Genomic DNA, 18,127 nt, shown 5'->3' with positions numbered 1-18,127 from the left:
ATATGGAGTCAGCTTGCTACCCCGCCATTGCCGTGTCAATAGCGGTGCGCCCCGGGCGCGTCCGAAGCACGCCCGGGGCGACGTCACCCGCTCCTGGTGTCCGCCGGTCACGACGTCCACCCGGTGCAACAGCCGGGCTCCAACCTGCCCGCCGTCGCCCGGCAAGCTGAAAACCGGATCGACCAACGGACCGTCCCGAGAGATCGAGGCTGACCCGCGGCGCGTTCTGCGAACGGACGCCGCCCGGCGCATGCCGGAACCGTCCACGCGAGGCTTATGGGCAGGGAGGACTGTAGGGCACGCCGGGAACATACGTCCGCCATTCCTCCGGGGTGATCCAGCTTCCGCTGGTCGCGCAGATCCTGGAGGCGATCCTGTCCTTGTTCGTGTCCCAGAGCCGCACGGTGTTGTCCTCCGCCGCGGTCGCGATGGAGTCGTCAGCTGGGTTGAAGGCGACACTTCGGATGGCCGCGGTGTGTCCCTGGAGGGTGGCGAGAAGCACGGGGTTGCGCGGATCCGTCGTCCGGTACAGCCGGACCAGCCGGTCATCACCGACAGTGGCCAGCGTGGTACCGGTACGGTCGAAGGCCAGACGAGAGACATTCCCGTTGGCGTCGTTCAGCGAGGACGACAGCGTGAGCCGGACACCACCGGAGACGTCCCAGAGCCGGACCGTCCCGTTGAAGGACGCGGTGGCGAGCACCTCGCCGCCGCGAGCGAAGGCGATGCTGTTTATCTGTGTCTTTCCCGTCCTGACGTACGCGACGTCCCGAGGGTGCGCCGGGTCCCGCACGTCCCATACGCGGATCGCCCCATCATCGGTCCCCGCGACCAGGGTTCGCCCTGCGGGGTCGAACGCCAGGCAGAGCGGCGTCGAACGCTCGTCGCCGCGCGCCAGCGACCAAGCGGACATCACGGCCTGCCGGCGCCCTTGGCCGTCAAGCGACCACAGTTCGATCCGGGGATCATCGACGACCGCCTCTCCGGTGTTGCGCTGCGGCCCTATGGTCACCGCGAGCAGGCGCGCGTCGCCGCGAAGCGCCATCCCCGAGGTGGACTCTCCCACCCAGCCGCGGCTTCCCTTGACGAGGGGAACCTCGGCGGGCACGAGACGCCGGTCGAGGCGGTAGGGCGTTCCGTCCTGCATCTGGTCGGAGGTGAACAGCGTTCTTCCGTCCGGGCCGAAGGTGAGCGTCGCCCAGGGGTTGGTCGACTGCCCCTCACCCTCTGATGCTTTCCGCAACGCGGTTCCTCCGGGGACGTTCCATACCCGCACGGCGTCTATGCCCGAGGACGCCAGAAGTTTCCCGTCCGGGGAGAAGGAGACGGCGTTCACCATGTTCGTGTGGACTCCGATGGACCACGCGTCGAGTGGCCAGATCCTGACGATCCCATCGTTCCCCCCGGTGGCGATCGAGTTCCCCACGGGGGCGAAGTCAACGGCCAGGACATTGCCGACATGGGACAGGGAGAAGACGACCCGCTTCGTGGCCACGTCCCAGATTCTGACCATGTTGTCGGACAGATTGGCGGCTCCGAGAAGGGATCCGTCCGCGTTGAAGGAGAGGCTCACGGCGAGGTTGGTGTCCTGGGCGAGTTCCAGATTCGCGATCTTCTGCGCCCTCTCGGTGTTCTTGATGTCGAAGACGCTGAGCTGCTGGGGAAAGCCCGAGATCGCCAGCCGGCGGCTGTCTCTAGAGAAGGCCGCGGCGTGAGCGGCGTAGGAGTCCGGGACTATGACTGTCAACTCCGGCTTCCGAGGGTCGGCCACGTCCCACAGTCCCGCGTACGAGATGATCGGCGCCTCCAGCAGGGTCCGCCCATTGGGTGCGAAAGCGAGCAGATCGGCGGCACCTCCCAGATTCCCTTTCAGGACGGCCACCGGGCGCCCCTTGAAGATGTCGGTCCACAAGATGGTGGGGCCTTCGGTGCCGGAGGTCGCGAGCACCCTTCCGTCGGGTCTGACGGCGGCCGTCCATGCCCGCGCCGTCAGCGTCAGCGGGCCGATCAGGCGGGGATCGCCGGGATTCTTGACGTCCCAGAGCTGCCAGGGGGCCTCTCCCATGGATCCCACGAGCATCATCGCCCCGTCGGGCGACCAGAGGACCTGGCCGGGCCCCCCCTTCGGGAGCCGCGCCCCCGGCAGCACGGCGACCTGCCGTCGCAAAGACACGTCCCACAGGCGGACGGTGTCATCGGCCCCGACGCTTGCGAGAATCTGGGCATCCGGCCGGAAGGCCACGTTCCTCACCGGTCCGTCGTGACCGAGCAGTCGTGTCGCGGCCGGAGTTCCGGAAACGGACAGCAGGCTGTTGCCCGCCTCCTCGGTGGGAGAGATGCGGTAAGCGACGAGACTGAGTCCCATGGCCAGGGACGGGTCGAGGCTGCGCAGCGCGTCCGCACGGGCGGCGACCTGCCGGGAGAGGGCGAAGACGCGGTCCCTGTCCGCGTCCGAGCGTGCCTTGACGGCGACCCCCCCGCCGGTCACCGCCAAGACCAGCAGGGCCACGAGCGAGACGATCGCCTGACGGCGGAGCTTGGCGCGGCGCCTTTCCGCCTCCTTCTCAAGCGAATGGGCGCGAACACCGGCCCGCAGGAACTCCGACGCGAGCGGGCCCAATTCCTCCGTGCGGGTCTCTGCCCACGCCATGGCCTCGTTCAGGCGCGGGCCGCGGTCAAGGAAGCTCGTGTGTCTTCCGTTCGCGTCCCATGTCAAGGCGGCGTCCTCGATGCGCTGGCGCACCAGGACACCGCTCCGGTCCTCGTCGATCCAGGACCGTAACCTCGGCCAGTGCCGGATCAGCGCCTCATGGGTGAGCTCGGCGAAGCCCCCGTCGACGGAAACGAGCCGGGCGTCGACGAACTTGCCGAGGAGGTCGCCCGCCTCGGCCCGCTGTTCCTGTTCCAGGTGCGCTTGCAGGTCGGTGAGCGGTACGCGGCGCCTGGTGTCCTCCAGGCCGTCCTCCAGACGCACCATGCGAACGAACATGCGCCGGGCGAGCGGCTCGGCCGTCGAGGGGAAGCCGTCGAGGGTGACATCAGCAGTCTGGGACAGGGATTTCGCAATGCCTCCCGTGGCGCGGTATCCCGCCAGGGTGAGGACACCGTTCTGCCTGCGCTGCCAGGTCTGCAGAAGGGCGTGCGACAAGAGGGGGAGAACACCTCCAGGTCCCCTGGCCGCTATCTCGCTGTCACTGCCGCACTCCTCCAGCAGCAGATTGGCCAGGCCCGTCTCCAAGGTCAGCCCGGCCAGTTCAGCCGGTTTCTCGATGACATCTCGGAGCTCCGCCGCGGTCATGGGAGGAACCACATCGGCGTGCCGGAGAGCAGGCAGCAGTTCCGGGTGATCGGCGCAGTGACCGAAGAAGTCGGATCGCAGACCCATCACCACCGTCACAGTCCGGGACTCGCACACGCTTCCCAGCGCCCTGATGAAGAGGAGCCGCTGGGCGATGTCATCGCACTCGGTGAATATTTGCTCGAACTGGTCGACCACCAGCACCACGCGAGATGGTGCGGCCCCTGGATCCGCCGCTCCCTCTCCGGGCCGATCCAGGTCTTCACGGAGCGAGGCCGCGTGCTCCAGCCGGGCGCGCAAGACATCGCCGGCGATTCCCATGGCGGCGGACATCTTCCGTACGAGCTGCTCGAAGGGGTCGTTTCCAGGAGTCATGTAAACGCACGACCAACGCTCTCCGTCCGACGGCCCCGGCTTTGAGGACAGAGCCGGGATCAACCCGGCGCGCAGGAGGGATGATTTACCCGACCCGGAAGGCCCGGTCACCAGCCATGGCCGACCAGGGAACGTATGTTCCCTTATCCGTTGGGCCAGTGAGAATGTCAGCTGCTCGCGCCCGAAGAAGTACGCCGTGTCATCAGGCCCGAAGGAGGACAAGCCCTGGTACGGGCTGTGCTGGCCGTCGTCGATCGCAGGAGGGGCTTCAGGGGGCGGCGGAAAGGCGTAGGAGGCGTTGTCCACGAGTGGTTCCCGGTCCAGCTCGTCGGCCGCCTGGCGACGAGCCGGAGGGAGCCTCCGCTGTTTCAGGACCCGGTTGAGAACACGATAGACATCGTCCAGGGTGAGCAGGCGGGGTGCGAGGGGGTCGCCCTCCGTCATGATCCGGATGAGTTCCCCGGAGAAAGCGGTGTGCCGTTCATCCCGCGGCGCCCAGGCGAGCTCGTCCCGGCTCGTGGAGGTCAGCAGGTACGAGCCTATCCACCTGGTGTTGTCGAACGCGTCGTCGGCCGCGCTCCCGGATATCCCCTGCGCGCGGCCGGCGAAACAGCAGTCGAGAACGACCACGACGGTCCGGGCATGGCTCCGGGTGAGAACCTCGCGGACCACGGAGTAGGGAAGGGCCTGATAGCCCGCGACTCTGTCCGTCAGGTCCACGGTGGCGGCCGTCGCCAGGTGCAGCTCGCCGTCGATGCTCACCAGTCCGTGACCGACGTAGTAGAAGACGAGGGCTTTGGACGCCTCCCGCGCGCTTCGCTCGAGAGCTTCGGCGATCTGCTGTGGCGCGTCGGCGTCCACCATTGTTTCCAGGTTCGCGGGATCGAGTCCCGCGCGCTCCACCAGGCACGCCCCCAGATCGGTCACCGTTCTTCCGACCGAGGGAATCGGGCTGAGTCGTGATTCCCTCCTGTAGGCCCCGGAGCCCACGATCAATACTTTGACCCCTTCACCGGAGAGCAGCCGCCTAGCGCCTGGAGCCGCCACGAGGGGGCTCTCCTTCCAGGCTCTCGGCGAGTTGCCTCGTCAGTTCACTGACTCCTTCGGCGGTCAGTGCCTTCACACCCTTACTTGTTACTTCAAGCTGATTTTTTCCTTTCGTGATTTTGACGGAAATCTCGCCAGGACGTGACCGCAGCCAGGCGATCACCACACCGGACAACGCGGCCACCGCTCCACCCGAACCGAGAGCCAACTGAAGGCCCTCCGCCATCGGACCGAGACCTCCCGGTGGTGGGGGCCGCTCGATCACACGCATTCGCCCACGGATCTCCACCTCCTCGGCGAGCCATGCGTAGAGCTCACGAAGCCGATCGGCACCGGCGTCCGTGGTCACGACGATATCCATGGGCCCTCACCTGGTAATCGGGGTATCGCTTTCATGACGAAGTAAGCATTGCAAAGGAGGGCAGCCATAAGGTCTCAATTTCACAACCCTGACGTCCGATATAAGCCATATGAGAACTATTTCCGATTAATCATGGTTTAGCGGACAGCAGCAACCGTTACCTAAACGCGGTGAATCGACAACGTCGGTCGGCTTGCATCAGGAACGAGGGAGGCCGGGGACGACGGATCGCGGCGTCGCCAGCACACCGACAGGGAGCGGCAATGTGTCCGGGACCCGCTCGAGGCCCGGATCACGAGGCCGCGGATTCGCCCGCACCGCGAGTAGATCCTGGACATGGAGCTTGTTCTCGTCTCGTTTACGCTGGTAGAAGGATTGCGAGAGGCCGTCGGCGCGGATGCCGGACAGCGCTGCCATGGCGAAGACCTGGCGCAGCGGCCGTTTGAAGCGCTTGGGGCGACGGTTGTTGCCAGTGACCCGGCCCGAATCGCGCGGCACGGACGCCAGTCCGGCGTAGGAGGCCGGCCGGCCCACGTGGGCGAAGGCGGCCCGTACGTCGCCGCCGGTGGCGACGACGAACTGGGCGCCGAGCAGCGAGCCCATTCCGGGCAGACTCTCGATGATGTGCGCCTGCGGATGGGTGTGGAATCGGCTGGTGATCAGCTTGTCGGTGTTCTTGATCTCCCGATCCAGTTCCAACAGCTGGCGGGCCAGCTTCTTGACCAGGAGCGCGCTGGTGGCCTCGCCGGGCAGTGCGACGCTCTGCTGCGCGGTGGTGGCCATGGCATCGATGCCCTTGCGCCACGCGCCCTGCCGGTGGAGGAAGCCGGTCTCGACCACCAGCTCGTCGGTGGCCGTCAGCTCGGCCAGGTCGCCGCGCATGCGCGCGGTGTCGGCGATGATCCGAGCGTCCTTTGCGTCGGTCTTGCCCTCGCCGCGGAAGATCCCGGCCATGCCGTTGACCACCCGGCCCGGCACGTAGACCATGTGCCGGCTGTTGGCCAGCAAGATGGCCAGCGGCAACGCGGCGGTCGGGCTGACCAGGTCCACCGCCCACCCCACCTGACCGCCGGTCTTGGCCACGCTCGCCGCAGCACGCTCGATCAGCTCTTCGATCTGCCGCTGGCCGTCGCCCACCTTCACCGACCGCAGCTTCTTTCCCAAGGCCTCGATCGCCGCCACGTGACGGCTGGTCTTGCCCGCGTCGATACCGATCCACACGCTCGTCGCCGTCACCCGGCCCGCTTTCCCGTTCTCGCAGCTCAACCCCGTGGACGCCCCTGCCTGCAGGTCCCTGAACAGCGACAATTCGCATCAGATCTCAATCAGCGTCCAGGGCGACGAGGCGGCCATTCCTTTCAAGCCACAACCGCGGCAACACACCATCAGCCGCGCCCCGCCGCCCCGGGCATCCAGAGCGACTCACTCCAGACAAATCGACCTTAGGGAGAACACCATAAGAGTCTCCGATAAGACCTTTAAATGTTAGGAAACTTTCCTAAAGATATTGACGGACCGTTGTCGCGATGTGTTGGATGGGCGGTCATCGAGGCCACCGGCCGAGACCTCTCGCCACCCCCTTGGCCTGTCAGGCCAGCGAGGAGCTCCACATGCTCAGACGCATCCGAACGACGGCAGCCGCGATCCTGGGTGCTACGGCTCTCGCCGTCGCCACTCTCTCCGCCCCCGCGGCCGGCGCCGCACCGCCGCCGAACCTCCCGGCCGCGCGGGCGCAGGCCGCCCCGGCGACCTTCACCCACCCCGGAGTCCTCGTCAGCAAGCCACAGCTCGACTTCATCCGGGCGAAGGTCAACGCCGGCGCCCAGCCGTGGAAGGGTGCCTTCGACCAGATGATGGGGCATTCCCTGGCGTCGCTGTCGCGGACCCCCAAGCCGCGCGCGATCGTGGAGTGCGGCTCCTACTCCAACCCCAACAACGGCTGCACCGACGAGCGCCAGGACGCGCTCGCCGCGTACACCATGGCGCTGGCCTGGTACATCACGCAGGACAGCAGGTACGCCCAGAAGGCCATCCAGATCATGGACGCCTGGTCCGCGGTGATCAGGGACCACACCAACAGCAACGCCCCGCTGCAGACCGGATGGGCCGGATCCTCGTGGCCCAGGGCCGCCGAGATCATCCGCTACACCTACACCGGCTGGTCCGCCGCCTCCGTCAGCCGCTTCTCCACCATGCTGCGCACCGTCTACCTGCCGAAGATCATCAACGGTTCCAACAGCAACGGCAACTGGGAACTGAGCATGATGGAGGCCGCGCTCGGCATCTCCGTCTTCCTCGAGGACCGGGTGAGCTACGACAAGGCCGTGGCCAAGTTCCGCGGGCGGGTGCCGGCCTTCATCTACATCTCGTCCGACGGCGCGCTCCCCAAAGCGCCTCCGGGGAGCGGCATCGACACCCGCGCCGAGATCATCAACTACTGGCAGGGCCAGTCCACCTTCATGGACGGCCTCACCCAGGAGACCTGCCGCGACTTCACCCACACCGGGTACGGGCTGTCGGCCATCTCGCACTTCGCCGAGACCACCAGGATCCAGGGGCAGGACCTCTACCCGGAGATCAGCGAGCGGCTGCGCCACGCGCTGGGCATGCAGGCGAAGTACCAGCTCGGCGCCGCCGTGCCGTCCTCGCTGTGCGGAGGCACCCTCCACCTCGGGCTGGGCCCGATCACCGAGGTCGGCTTCAACGCCCTGAACACCCGGATGGGCATCGCGATGACGAACACCCAGCGTCTCACCGAGCAGCAGCGCCCGGCCGGGACGAACGTCCTCTTCGTCGCCTGGGAGACCCTGACCCACGCCGCCAACCCCAGCTGACACCGATCCCCCGAGGAGCCGGCCCGGTTTCGACCGGGCCGGCCCCTCCCGCGCGTGAGAGCTCGCGTCAGGCGTACCCCCCGCCCCCCGGGAAGATGCTCCCGGGGGGCCGGGGAACCGGCCGCTCCGGTCAGTCCGTGAGCCGCACCCGGATGCCGTGGGCGTCGGCCCGCTGGACACCGCCGGCGTCCACGTTGGAGATCCGGATCAGGCCCTCGACCGTGCCCTTCTTGCCGTTGCCGGTCAGCCTGAGGATCAGCATTCCCGGGTCGCTCCCGTGGGAGGAGTGCGGGTCGCCGGAGAGCGGGTTCGGCCCTCGCGTCGAGGCGAAGGCCCACTTGTGGTCGGGAGAGACCGCGAAGAGGTCGACCGTCGGGTCCGCGCTGAACGGCGAGACGAGGTCGACGGTGTCGACGTGGGCGCCGCTCGCCCCGTCGAAGACCTCGGCGACGTTGGCGTCACGGTCACCGGCCCACACGTACCCTTCCCCGGCGGACGCGAGGACGCCGTGGGCGTCGCGCTCGGGCGAGTCGTCGTTGAAGAGCAACTGGACCGCCGGGGTGTTGGGCGGGTTCGCGGGCGAGTAGCCGCTCATCGGCAGCCGGAAGACGCTGAACTGGTCGAGGTTGCTGTGCGTGCCCCCGCCCCCGTTGCCGAAGACGGTGCCCTTCGCCTCGATGAACCCGCACCCGTTCGCCGGGATCCTGGTCGCGTCGTACTCCCCCACGATCGACATCGGCGTCGTGTGCCAGTCGACCACGAGCATCCCGCCGCCCCGCAGGCTGACGAAGACCGGGCCGTTGTCCGAGGCGATGAACGGGCAGATCGGCGCGTTGTCCGGCCGGAGCGCGGGTGACTGGCACGGCGCGCCGTTCGGGGTGGCGCAACCGGCCAGGTCGATCGTCGCGGCCGGCTGCTGGACGAAGGTGTTCGAGGCGTAGTCGGTGCTGACGCGCTCCAGCTTCTTGCCGTTCTGGTTGGCGATGATCAGATACCTGTCGTCCTCGGTGGGCCAGAGGGCGTGAGCCTGCCGTACGCCCCCCGCCCCCGCCTCGGTGAGGAGGCAGGTGAGCGGCTGCCGGGTGCGGGCGTCGAAGACGACCACGTGGCCGCTGGCGACGAAGGCGAGCGCGGCGTGGGTGTCGGCCTTGTTGAAAACGATCATGTGCGGGCGTACGGGCACGCTGCCGGTCCTCGCCAGGCAGAGCGACGAGGTCGCGCCGCCCAGGTCTATGACGTGGACGGGCTGCGTGGCCGACAGCTGTTTGGTGACGTCCCGTCCGGAGTAGACGCTGACGGTGCCGCCGTGCGCGAGCCCGTTGGTATTGGACTGGTCGACCAGCCACACCTCGTACGACTTCTCGGCCGCCACGTGAGCCGGCGCCCCCGCACCCAGAACGAACAGCGCCAGTACCGCGACGATCACGGCCCGCCACTTCCCCATGAGCCCTCCAGAACCGCTCCGGCCGGAGTATCTCCCCGTATCCCTGTGGAGTCGGCTGTTTTCTACTTTTAGCCTTGCGTCTCCATAAGTCCAGAAATTATGTGATTTGTAAGGAAAGCACGTCAAGGCTCCCTCGTTGCGAGGAGGAAGCGTCTTTCGAGAGGTGGTCAAACCTCCGCGAGAGAAAAAAGAAAACATAAAACCGCTTCGATATACAAAGCCACGCGAGGTCCCGGCGATGGTAGCCACCGCCGGGGACCGCGCGGTGCCGCGGGGCGCGGCGGGGTGACGCCGATCGGTGACACGGAGCGTCGCGGCACGGTACGCGCGGCGGAGATCGAGGACCTTCCCACGTCCGAACGCCCGGGAACGGTCCCGAACGTTCCCGGGCGTTCCCGGGCGCCGTGATCGCTATATTGGCGAGATGAACGCGCTGGTCCGACGCCCGCTGGGCCAGACCGCCCTGTCCGTGACACCGCTCGGCCTGGGACTGGCGGCCCTCGGCCGTCCCGCCTACATCACGCTCGGCCGTGCCGAGGACCTCGGCGACGACCGGGACGTCGCCGCGATGCGGTCGCGCACCTGGGCCGTGCTCGACGCGGCGTGGGCGGCCGGCGTGCGCTACCTCGACACGGCGCGCTCGTACGGGCGGGCGGAGGAGTTCCTCGCCGGGTGGCTGCGCGAGCGCGGGATCGCCCCGGGGGCCGTCACGGTCGGCTCGAAGTGGGGATACGCCTACGTCGGTGACTGGCGGCTGGACGCCGAGCGGCACGAGGTGAAGGAGCTCACCGCCGACCGGTTCCGCGTCCAGCTGGAGCAGACACGCGCGCTGCTCGGCGAGCATCTGTCGCTCTACCAGATCCACTCGGCGACGGTCGAGAGCGGCGTGCTCGACGACGAGGACGTGCTCGACGGGCTGCGCGCGTTGCGGGCGGAGGGGGTCGCGGTCGGGCTGTCGACGAGCGGGCCGCGCCAGGCGGACACCATCGGGCGGGCGATCGAAGCCGGGCTGTTCGACACGGTGCAGTCGACGTGGAACCTGCTGGAGCGCTCGGCCGGTGAGGCGCTCGGGCGAGCGCACGAGGCGGGGATGGGCGTGATCGTCAAGGAGGGGGTGGCGAACGGCCGGTTGACCGTTCGCGCGGCCCCCGCCGCGCTCGCGGCCGCCGCGCGCGAGCGGGACACCACGCCGGACGCGCTCGCCCTCGCGGCCGTACTGGCCAGGCCGTGGGCGGGAGTGGTGCTGAGCGGCGCGGTCTCGGCCGGGCAGCTGCGCGACAACCTCGCCGCGGCCGGGATCGGCTGGGACGCGGAGCTTGACGAGCGGCTCGCCGGGCTGGCGGAGGAGCCCGAAGACTATTGGGCGAAGCGCGGCGCGCTGCCCTGGAGCTGACCGCGCCGGGCCGGGGCCACACCGCGCCAGGCCGAGGGCCACGCTGCCCGGGACCGCACGCCCGGGACCGGATCGCACCGGGCCCGGATCGCACCGGGCCGGAATCACGCCGGGCCGGAATCACGCCGAACCCAGGGCCGTGCCAGGCACAGGAGCACGCCGGGCCCGGAATCCCCCTTCTCAGGGAGGTGCGCGCAGCGGGGTGCGACCGAGATCGCCGATCAGCTCGGGAAGAGAGTCGAAGACGTGGCCGGCCCCGGCCTCGCGAAGCTCCTCGGGCGAGAAGCCTCCGGTGCGGACCCCGATACCGGGGATGCCCGCCCTGCGGGCGGCGAGGAAGTCCCAGGTGGAGTCTCCCACCGCGACACCCGACGCGCCCTCGACCTTGGCGAGTGCCACCTGGAGCAGGTCGGGCGCGGGCTTGGTCGCCTCGACGTCCTCCGACGTGGTCCACGCCCGGCAGCGTGACCGGCCGTCGATGAGGTCGAGGAAGTGCTCGACGTGCTGGGGTTTGCCCGACGAGGCCAGCACGACGGTGAACCCGCGCCCGCCGAGCTCGTCCAGGAGTTCGGTGGCTCCCTCGAAAGGCCGTATGTCGTCGAGGAACACGTCGAACTCCTCCACCCACGCGTCGCGCAGCGCGTCGCCGTGCCGCCGCTCGACGTCGTCACCGGCGAGGGCGGCCACCAGCTGGTCCCCGCCCATGCCGATGTGCCGGTGGATGCGCCACACCGGCAGCCACACGTCGTAGCGCCCGAACGCCCTGAACCAGGCGAGCGCGTGCTGGTAGTTGGTGTCGACCAGGGTGCCGTCGATATCGAGGATGGCGGTGTCGGCCATGTGGGGGATGTGCCCCCGCCCGTACGGCGCCATTCGGAGCGGTGTTCCCGGGATTGGGGAAAGAACCTGCCTGCCGCGCTTTGCGAAGAAAGCGGCGCGGGTGTCTTCCGCGGCCCGGACAGCGTCGCCCTCAGCGCCGCGACCATCCACCCCGGTGACTCACCGCCTCTCAATCACCAAGGTCAGAAATGTTATGAACAATGAGATGGCAGATTCTCCATCCTGCACCGGTGTCCGGCCCTCGGCGGGCCTTTCCGCGCCGCACGGGATGGTCTTCGAAGCGTGCTCGGGGAGCGGGACGGGGCTCGGCGGGGGCGGACCCGCCCCCGCCTCCGGTTGCGTACGCCGCTCCGATCGCTAGAATTCTCGGTCATGACGTACTCGTTCTTCTTCAACCTGCGTTAAGCCCCCGTCGGCGAAGCGAGGCACACCCCCGTCGTCGACGACGCGGGGCGGCGTAGCGCCGTCCCGGGCTGACGTGGGAGAAGAACGATCACTATGCGCATTCGCGCGAGTTTTCTCACCGCACCGCGTCCCAGCGCCCTCGCCGTCTCGTGACGGCGGCGCGCCTGGTGGCGCGGTGCGTTCACGGGCTGGAGTCGACGGTCGCGGCCGAGATCCTCCAGCTCGGACTCGGAACGGTCACTCATCTGGGGCATCGCGAGGTCCACTTCCGCACCTTCGGGTCGGAGCCGGGAGTGCTCGGGCTGAGCACGGCGGACGACGTGTTCCTGCTCGCCGCGCAACGGCCCGACATCGGCACGACCAAGCGTGATCTCACCGTGCTCGCCCAGCTCGCCGAGACCGCCGACCTCGGCACGCTGATGCGGCTGCGGGAGGAGCAGGGAGGTTCCGGCGCGGTCACCGGGGTCGAGGTGTCGGCGTCGTTCCTGGGCCGGCGCACCTTCAACCGGTACGACGCCGAGGACGCCGTCGGTCAGGTCCTGGCGCGGCGGCTGGGGATCGGCTACCACTCGCGGCGGGCGGGCGCCGGTCCCCCACCCGCGCACAGCGGGTGGCGGCTGACCCTCGACGGCACGCGGGCCACCCTCATGCTGAGGATCACCGACCGGCCCCTGCACCGGCGCGCCTACAAACAGCGCTCCATCCCGGGGACCCTGCATCCTCCGCTGGCCGCCGCGATGGCACGGATGGCCGACATCCACCCCGGACACACGGTCCTCGACCCCTGCTGCGGCGCCGGAACCCTGCTGATCGAGGCCGGGCTCCACCAGCCGCGGGCCCGCTTCCACGGCTTCGACCTGGCTTCGGAGTCGTTGCGGGCGGCGAAGGAGAACGCGGCGGGGCTGCCGATCTCCATCGACCGGGCCGATGCCGGTCACCTGCCGCTACCGGGCGGCGGCATCGACCGCGTCCTGTGCAATCCCCCCTGGAACGGTCAGGTCGCCGCGCGGGGCCGGCTCTCCGGCTCCTCCTCGCACTGGTGGGCGGAGCTGAGCCGTGTCCTGGCGCCCGGCGGCATGGCCGTGGTCCTGCTTCCCGACGCCGGGGACATCGCGGCCGGGATCCGGCGACGGTTCGTCCCGCTGCGCGTCCAGCGCGTCCGGATCTCCGGCGCGCAGCCCTTCCTCGTCCAGTTCGCGGCGCCCGGCGAGCGAAGGGGGTCGTAATGCCGTGGACTCCGTCCGGCGGAAGGGCGCCGGACGGAGTCCTACCGGGTCCTGAGCTGGTCGAGGGTGTGGCCGGTGGCCCGCTTGAACAGGTATTCGGCCCGTTCGTAGGAGAGCCTGCGGCGGCCGGTCTCCGGGCACAGGTCGGCGGGTTTCGGAGGCCGGCCGGGACCGGGCCTGCGGTCGGACAGGAAAAGAGGGCCCCGGCGACGGCCCGCGACGAGCCGCGGGAGGATCTCGGCGGTACCGGAGCGCCAGTGGACCCAGCCGGATCCGGTGGCCACCTTCCCGCGCCGCCCGGACAGGTCGAGATCCTCGACGTTGAGCGAGAGCACCGGGCCCGCTCCGGCCGCGCTCTCGTGGAGCAGCAGCCACAGGGCGCGCTCGCGCGGGGCGATGTCCTGACGCTCCCAGAGCGCCTCGACCCGCGACCGGTCCATGGGATGGGTGCGTCCCCGGGGCTCGGGCCTGCGCCCGAGTCCCGCGGCCAGGTCACGGTGCGCTCCACCGCCCGGACCGCCGGCCGCCGAGCCCCGATCGCCTGCCGGCGGACCCTGGCCGGCTGCCCAGGCGCAGAAGGAGCGGACGGCCCCGCGGTGGCGGTTCCACGTGGCGGGGGCCGCGTCTCCCCACGCGGCGCCGAAGACCTCCGTCACCCGCGCGGCGCTCACGTCCGGCAGCGGGATGTCGTCGCCGAGGTCGCGGCGCAGCCGGTTCATGGTCTGGCGGTAGGAGCGGACGGTCGCGGCGTCCAGGTCGTCACGGGCGAGGAAGGCGGTCGCGGCCTCGGCCAGGGTGACGACCGCCCCCGGCGTGGCCCTTCCCGGAATGGCCCTCCCCGGGATGGCCCCTTCCGGGGTGACCGCCCCCGGCCCTGCCGGATCGCATCCGGCCGACTCAGGCCCTGCCGTTCCCGATCCGGCCGCTCCCGATCCGGCCGCTCCCGACTCGGCCGCTCTCCGCGCGGCGATGTCGGCGCAGGCCGCGGCGCGTCCCGTGAGGACGGCGCGTTCCGGCCCGTTGAGGGTGAGGGCGGCGGCCCGTTCGAACTCCCGCCGGGCCTCCTCGTGGCGGCCGAGCCTGGCCAGCAGATCACCGCGCACGCTGGGCAGGCGGTGGTAGCCCTTGAACACCGGCTCGCCGACCAGCGTGTCGACGAGCGCCAGACCCGCTTCCGGGCCGTCGGCCATGGCAAGCGCTACCGCGCGGTTGAGCTGCACGACGGGAGTGGGCAGCACCCGGGCGAGCGCCTCGTAGAGGGCGTTGATCTGTGTCCAGTCGGTCTCCTCCGCCGTACGGGCCCGCGCGTGGCAGGCGGCGATGGCGGCCTGCAGCACGTACGGGCCGAGAGGCGCGGCGCACTGCCTGGCGCGCAGCAGGGCCGTGAACCCCCGGCGGATGAGCAGCTGGTCCCAGCGCCCGCGGTTCTGCTCGTGCAGCGCGACGGGCTCCCCCGACGCCCCCGTCCTGGCGGCCGCTCGTGACGCCTGGAGCTCCATCAGCGCGACCAGGCCGTGCACCTCGGCCTCGCCGGGCGCGAGTCTCGCCAGCAGGCGGCCCAGGCGCAGCGCCTCCTGGCAGAGGTCCTGACGCATCCAGTCGTCGCCGGCACTCGCCGCGTACCCCTCGTTGAACACCAGGTAGACGACCCCGAGGACCGACGACAGGCGCGCCGCCCGGTCCGGACCCTCCGGGACCTCGAAGGGGAGCCGGAGGGTGGCGATGGTGCGCTTGGCCCGGACGACGCGCTGCGCGACGGTCGACTCGGGGACGAGGAACGCGCGCGCGATCTCCTCGGTGCGCAGGCCGCCGAGCAGCCGCAGCGTCAGCGCCACCCGGGACTCGGCGGGCAGCGCCGGGTGGCACGAGACGAACATCAGGCGCAGGACGTCGTCGCCCATCTCGTCGTCGAGGGCCGCGTCGATGTCGGCCTCGGCGGTTCCCGCGGTCCCCGCGGCGTCCCGCCGGGTGGCGAGGTCGTGGGCGAGCTGCTCGTGCCTGAGGCCGAGCCGCTCCTCGCGGCGCAGGTGGTCGATGGCGCGGCGCTTGGCGACGGCCATGAGCCAGGCGCCCGGGTTGTCCGGGACGCCCGCCCCCGGCCACTGTTCGAGGGCGGCCAGGAGCGCGTCCTGCGCGAGCTCCTCGGCCAGCCCCACGTCGCCCAGCATCCGGACGAGCCCGGCGACGATCCTCGCCGACTCCATCTTCCAGACCGCGTCGACCGCGCGGTGGGCGTCCCCGGACATCACGTGCCCGATCAGAGCACCCTCCGGACCGGTTACGCAAGCGTCCGGTCAGTTCTCCGGGCCGAAGACCTGCTGGATGTCCCCCTCGCCGTCACCGACGATCCTCCAGAAGCGCCGGGCCAGCTCGACGGCCTCCTCCTTCGAGCGCGCCTCGACGAGCGCGAAGCTGACGATCGCCTCCTTCGCCTCGGTGAACGGCCCGTCGGTGACGGTGATCTCACCGCCGGAGGACGAGATGTGGGTGCCGGCCGGGTCCAGGCCTCCGGTCGCCAGCAGCACTCCCGCCCTGGTCATCTCCTCGACGAAGGCGGCCATCTCGGCCTGCATCGCCTCGCTCGGGGGTGCCATGTCGTCGCTGCCCTTGGTCGTCATCAGGAACCGCATCGTCATATCTCCTTCAGGTGTCCGGGTGACCGATCCTCGCCGGTCCTCGGCCACGCGTCGAACGGAGCGACCGGAAATCGACACACACCGCCCTACCTGGGCGGCGACCTGATGTGACAGGGAATGTCATGTGACAGGGAATGCGTGCCCGATCCAGATCATCGCAGCTCAGAGGCGTCATGGAGGCGAGAGGTCGATTCCCGCCCCTTCCGTTCGACGCGTCAGCGAGGCCGGGCGAACCGGCGGACCGAGAACGGCGACGGCCCCCGTCGCGCCGAGAGGAAACGACATGACCGCCATCCAGCCCGGCAACCCCACCGTCCCCGCCAACGGCGCCGTCAACGGCCCCGCCGGTGACCCCGTCACCCCCGCGACGCGCGTCCTGCTCGCCTGCTCCGTCGCCGCCGCGCCCCTCTTCGCCGTCGTGTCGCTGGCGCAGGCCTTCACCCGCGAGGGCTTCGACTTGACGCGCCACCCCCTGAGCATGCTCGCCACCGGCGACCTCGGCTGGCTCCAGATCGCCAACTTCCTGCTCAGCGGCGCCCTGACGGTCGCCGGGGCGGCCGGCCTGCGCCGCGTCATGCGCGGCACGCCCGGCGGTACGTGGGCGCCCCGGCTGATCCTGGTCAACGGTGTCGCGACGGTCGCCGCCGGCGTCTTCGTGATGGACCCGGGCGACGGATTCCCCGCGGGCACCCCCCTGGGCCAGACGGGCACGTTGAGCTGGCACGCCCTCATGCACCTGGTCGCCGGGTCCATCGCGTTCACCGCCCTCATCGCCGCCTGCTTCGTCCTGGGCCGCCACTTCTCCCGCACCGGTCGTCCCGGTTTCGCCGCGGCCTCGCGGCTCAGCGGCCTGATCTTCGCCCTCGGCGACGGCTGGGCGATGTCGGGCGGGCGGGCCGGTTCCCTGACCCTGGCCGTCGGCGCGATCACCGCGATGGTGTGGATCGCCGTGGTGGCGGCGGACAGGCGGGCCGCGCTTCGCTAGCCGGCCGCGTCCGGAAGGCCGCGCATCACGCGGACCGCCAGAGCCGCCACGAACGCGAACAGCACCGCCGACGCGAGCAGCAGCCGCACGCTGAGGCCCTCCGGATCGGGCCACGCGGTGAGCACCAGGGCCGCCACGGCGGTCACGACGCACGCCGCGACCCAGCCCCACCGCCCGAGCGCGGCGAACCGGCGCGCGAACACCAGGCATCCCACCGTCATCCCGCCGACCGCCAGCATAGGCCCGAGACCGTGCAGGGCACCGTGCCAGCTGATCTCGGGTGCCCCGGCCGGCGCGCCCGGCGGGTACCCGGCGCCCGCGTCGGTGACGAAGACCCCGCCCACGATCAGCCCGGCGCCGAGAAGACCGACCAGCAGCGGGCCCCAGGTGCCGCTGCGGCCGGGACGCAGCGCCCGCCACATGCCGGCGGCGCAGGCCACGTACAGCACGCCGGTCACGGTGAAGTTGGCGATCTGGATCCACCCCCGGTCCCCGAGACTCAGCAGGCTGATCGGGTGGTGGCCCAGGTCGTACCCCTCGCGGGTGAACGCCTGGATCAGCACCACCGCGACGAACAGCGGGCCTGCGACGACGCCGCACGCCAGCAGCTTGTACTTCACGGTTCTGTCTCCTCGCCGGGCACCCCTGCGGTGCCACTCGGCGGAGACGTCGGAGCCACCGGTCCCGTTCCGGACATCCACCCCTCATCCCATCGCGAGAAGCGGCAGTCCGCCATACGCGCACAGCCGGATCCGCTCGGCGGCGATCGCCGGAGCATTCGTGGAGCCGCATCTCGTCCGTGTGGCCCCCTTTCCCGGCGAAGTCCTCCTCACGGAGGCCGGGTCCCCGGCGGGGCTTTCGGCCCGGGGACAGCGCATTCGTTCCAGCGAAATCCCGCTCTGCGAGAATGCTTTTCGAATGCCTGGAACGTTGTACGTTTCCGTTCCAATACCCCGCCATCTCCGCCGCGAGAAAACCGGGTCGCGAAGCGGGCCCGCGAAGAGCGGTCCTCGAAGGAGGGCGGGCGCCGGGAGGAGGCGGGCATGGAGAGCGGAACGCGGAGATGAGAGGCGAGCGTGCCCGTGCCGCGGCGACAGGATCCCGCCCGAATCGCCGCCTTTTCCGCGCCGCGGAGGGCGTCGGAGGGCATCGGAGGCCCACCACTCTTCAACACGTGAAATGGCAGTCGCATACGGGTTTCACGATGACCGTAGATGCGTAGTTGATTTGCCCCGAACATCACGTCTGTGATCGACTACCTCCCATCCCATTCGATGCGAATG

Annotated in this window: 12 protein-coding genes; 4 read left to right on the top strand and 8 right to left on the bottom strand. The window is 70.0% G+C overall.

Annotation, left to right across the window (positions count from 1 at the left end):
* Window positions 1–274: 274 nt before the first annotated feature.
* The 3 genes from ACTOQ2_RS28285 to ACTOQ2_RS28275 all read right to left on the bottom strand — a co-directional run bounded on the left by ACTOQ2_RS28285 (window position 275) and on the right by ACTOQ2_RS28275 (window position 6,317).
* Window positions 275–4,663: a caspase, EACC1-associated type gene (locus ACTOQ2_RS28285; protein ID WP_440103731.1), complete on the bottom strand. Its 4,389-nt coding sequence runs from the start codon at window positions 4,661–4,663 to the stop codon at window positions 275–277.
* A gap of 37 nt (window positions 4,664–4,700) precedes the next feature.
* Window positions 4,701–5,081, bottom strand: a complete 381-nt coding sequence (locus ACTOQ2_RS28280; RefSeq protein ID WP_440103594.1) for an effector-associated constant component EACC1 — start codon at window positions 5,079–5,081, stop codon at window positions 4,701–4,703.
* 198 nt (window positions 5,082–5,279) lie between these two features.
* Window positions 5,280–6,317, bottom strand: coding sequence for an IS110 family transposase (locus tag ACTOQ2_RS28275; protein WP_440103592.1), 1,038 nt, complete (start codon window positions 6,315–6,317; stop codon window positions 5,280–5,282).
* 374 nt (window positions 6,318–6,691) lie between these two features.
* Between ACTOQ2_RS28275 and ACTOQ2_RS28270 the strand changes: the two genes are divergently transcribed.
* Complete coding sequence (locus tag ACTOQ2_RS28270) at window positions 6,692–7,915, top strand: alginate lyase family protein (RefSeq protein ID WP_440103591.1); 1,224 nt, start codon at window positions 6,692–6,694, stop codon at window positions 7,913–7,915.
* A gap of 130 nt (window positions 7,916–8,045) precedes the next feature.
* Here ACTOQ2_RS28270 and ACTOQ2_RS28265 read toward each other — a convergent pair whose 3' ends face one another.
* Complete coding sequence (locus ACTOQ2_RS28265) at window positions 8,046–9,359, bottom strand: hypothetical protein (RefSeq protein ID WP_440103589.1); 1,314 nt, start codon at window positions 9,357–9,359, stop codon at window positions 8,046–8,048.
* Between the two features lie 424 nt (window positions 9,360–9,783).
* Here ACTOQ2_RS28265 and ACTOQ2_RS28260 point away from each other — a divergent pair, with 424 nt between their 5' ends.
* Window positions 9,784–10,752 carry an aldo/keto reductase gene (locus tag ACTOQ2_RS28260; protein ID WP_440103587.1) on the top strand — a complete coding sequence of 323 codons (969 nt, stop codon included), beginning with the start codon at window positions 9,784–9,786 and terminating at the stop codon, window positions 10,750–10,752.
* Window positions 10,753–10,932: 180 nt separating this feature from the next.
* Here the strand turns inward: ACTOQ2_RS28260 and ACTOQ2_RS28255 are convergent, their stop codons facing one another.
* Window positions 10,933–11,592 (bottom strand): HAD family hydrolase, encoded by a 660-nt coding sequence (locus ACTOQ2_RS28255; RefSeq protein ID WP_440073636.1) that lies wholly within the window; start codon window positions 11,590–11,592, stop codon window positions 10,933–10,935.
* A 554-nt stretch (window positions 11,593–12,146) separates the two neighbouring features.
* On the opposite strand from ACTOQ2_RS28255, the gene ACTOQ2_RS28250 reads away from it, so the two are divergent.
* Window positions 12,147–13,223: a TRM11 family SAM-dependent methyltransferase gene (locus ACTOQ2_RS28250; RefSeq protein ID WP_440103585.1), complete on the top strand. Its 1,077-nt coding sequence runs from the start codon at window positions 12,147–12,149 to the stop codon at window positions 13,221–13,223.
* A gap of 41 nt (window positions 13,224–13,264) precedes the next feature.
* Here the strand turns inward: ACTOQ2_RS28250 and ACTOQ2_RS28245 are convergent, their stop codons facing one another.
* On the bottom strand, window positions 13,265–15,469 hold the full coding sequence (locus ACTOQ2_RS28245; protein WP_440103729.1) for a sigma-70 family RNA polymerase sigma factor: 2,205 nt from the start codon (window positions 15,467–15,469) through the stop codon (window positions 13,265–13,267).
* Between the two features lie 48 nt (window positions 15,470–15,517).
* Window positions 15,518–15,859: a YciI family protein gene (locus ACTOQ2_RS28240; protein WP_440103584.1), complete on the bottom strand. Its 342-nt coding sequence runs from the start codon at window positions 15,857–15,859 to the stop codon at window positions 15,518–15,520.
* A 283-nt stretch (window positions 15,860–16,142) separates the two neighbouring features.
* Between ACTOQ2_RS28240 and ACTOQ2_RS28235 the strand changes: the two genes are divergently transcribed.
* Complete coding sequence (locus tag ACTOQ2_RS28235; RefSeq protein WP_440103583.1) at window positions 16,143–16,844, top strand: DUF998 domain-containing protein; 702 nt, start codon at window positions 16,143–16,145, stop codon at window positions 16,842–16,844.
* Here ACTOQ2_RS28235 and ACTOQ2_RS28230 read toward each other — a convergent pair.
* Window positions 16,841–17,464, bottom strand: a complete 624-nt coding sequence (locus tag ACTOQ2_RS28230) for a DUF998 domain-containing protein (RefSeq protein ID WP_440103581.1) — start codon at window positions 17,462–17,464, stop codon at window positions 16,841–16,843. The two genes, ACTOQ2_RS28235 and ACTOQ2_RS28230, sit on opposite strands and share 4 nt — an antisense overlap.
* Between the last annotated feature and the right edge of the window lie 663 nt (window positions 17,465–18,127).

It is taken from the genome of Streptosporangium sp. H16 (assembly GCF_051918855.1).
Lineage (GTDB): Bacteria > Actinomycetota > Actinomycetes > Streptosporangiales > Streptosporangiaceae > Streptosporangium.
This window is presented reverse-complemented; position numbering and strand designations above follow the sequence as displayed.

Excerpts from the sequence above, each read along its gene's own strand:
- ACTOQ2_RS28280 (WP_440103594.1), bottom strand. The coding sequence starts at position 5,081 with ATGGATATCGTCGTGACCACGGACGCCGGTGCCGATCGGCTTCGTGAG.
- ACTOQ2_RS28270 (WP_440103591.1), top strand. The coding sequence starts at position 6,692 with ATGCTCAGACGCATCCGAACGACGGCAGCCGCGATCCTGGGTGCTACG.
- ACTOQ2_RS28265 (WP_440103589.1), bottom strand. The coding sequence starts at position 9,359 with ATGGGGAAGTGGCGGGCCGTGATCGTCGCGGTACTGGCGCTGTTCGTT.
- ACTOQ2_RS28260 (WP_440103587.1), top strand. The coding sequence starts at position 9,784 with ATGAACGCGCTGGTCCGACGCCCGCTGGGCCAGACCGCCCTGTCCGTG.
- ACTOQ2_RS28255 (WP_440073636.1), bottom strand. The coding sequence starts at position 11,592 with ATGGCCGACACCGCCATCCTCGATATCGACGGCACCCTGGTCGACACC.
- ACTOQ2_RS28245 (WP_440103729.1), bottom strand. The coding sequence starts at position 15,469 with ATGTCCGGGGACGCCCACCGCGCGGTCGACGCGGTCTGGAAGATGGAG.
- ACTOQ2_RS28240 (WP_440103584.1), bottom strand. The coding sequence starts at position 15,859 with ATGACGATGCGGTTCCTGATGACGACCAAGGGCAGCGACGACATGGCA.
- ACTOQ2_RS28235 (WP_440103583.1), top strand. The coding sequence starts at position 16,143 with ATGACCGCCATCCAGCCCGGCAACCCCACCGTCCCCGCCAACGGCGCC.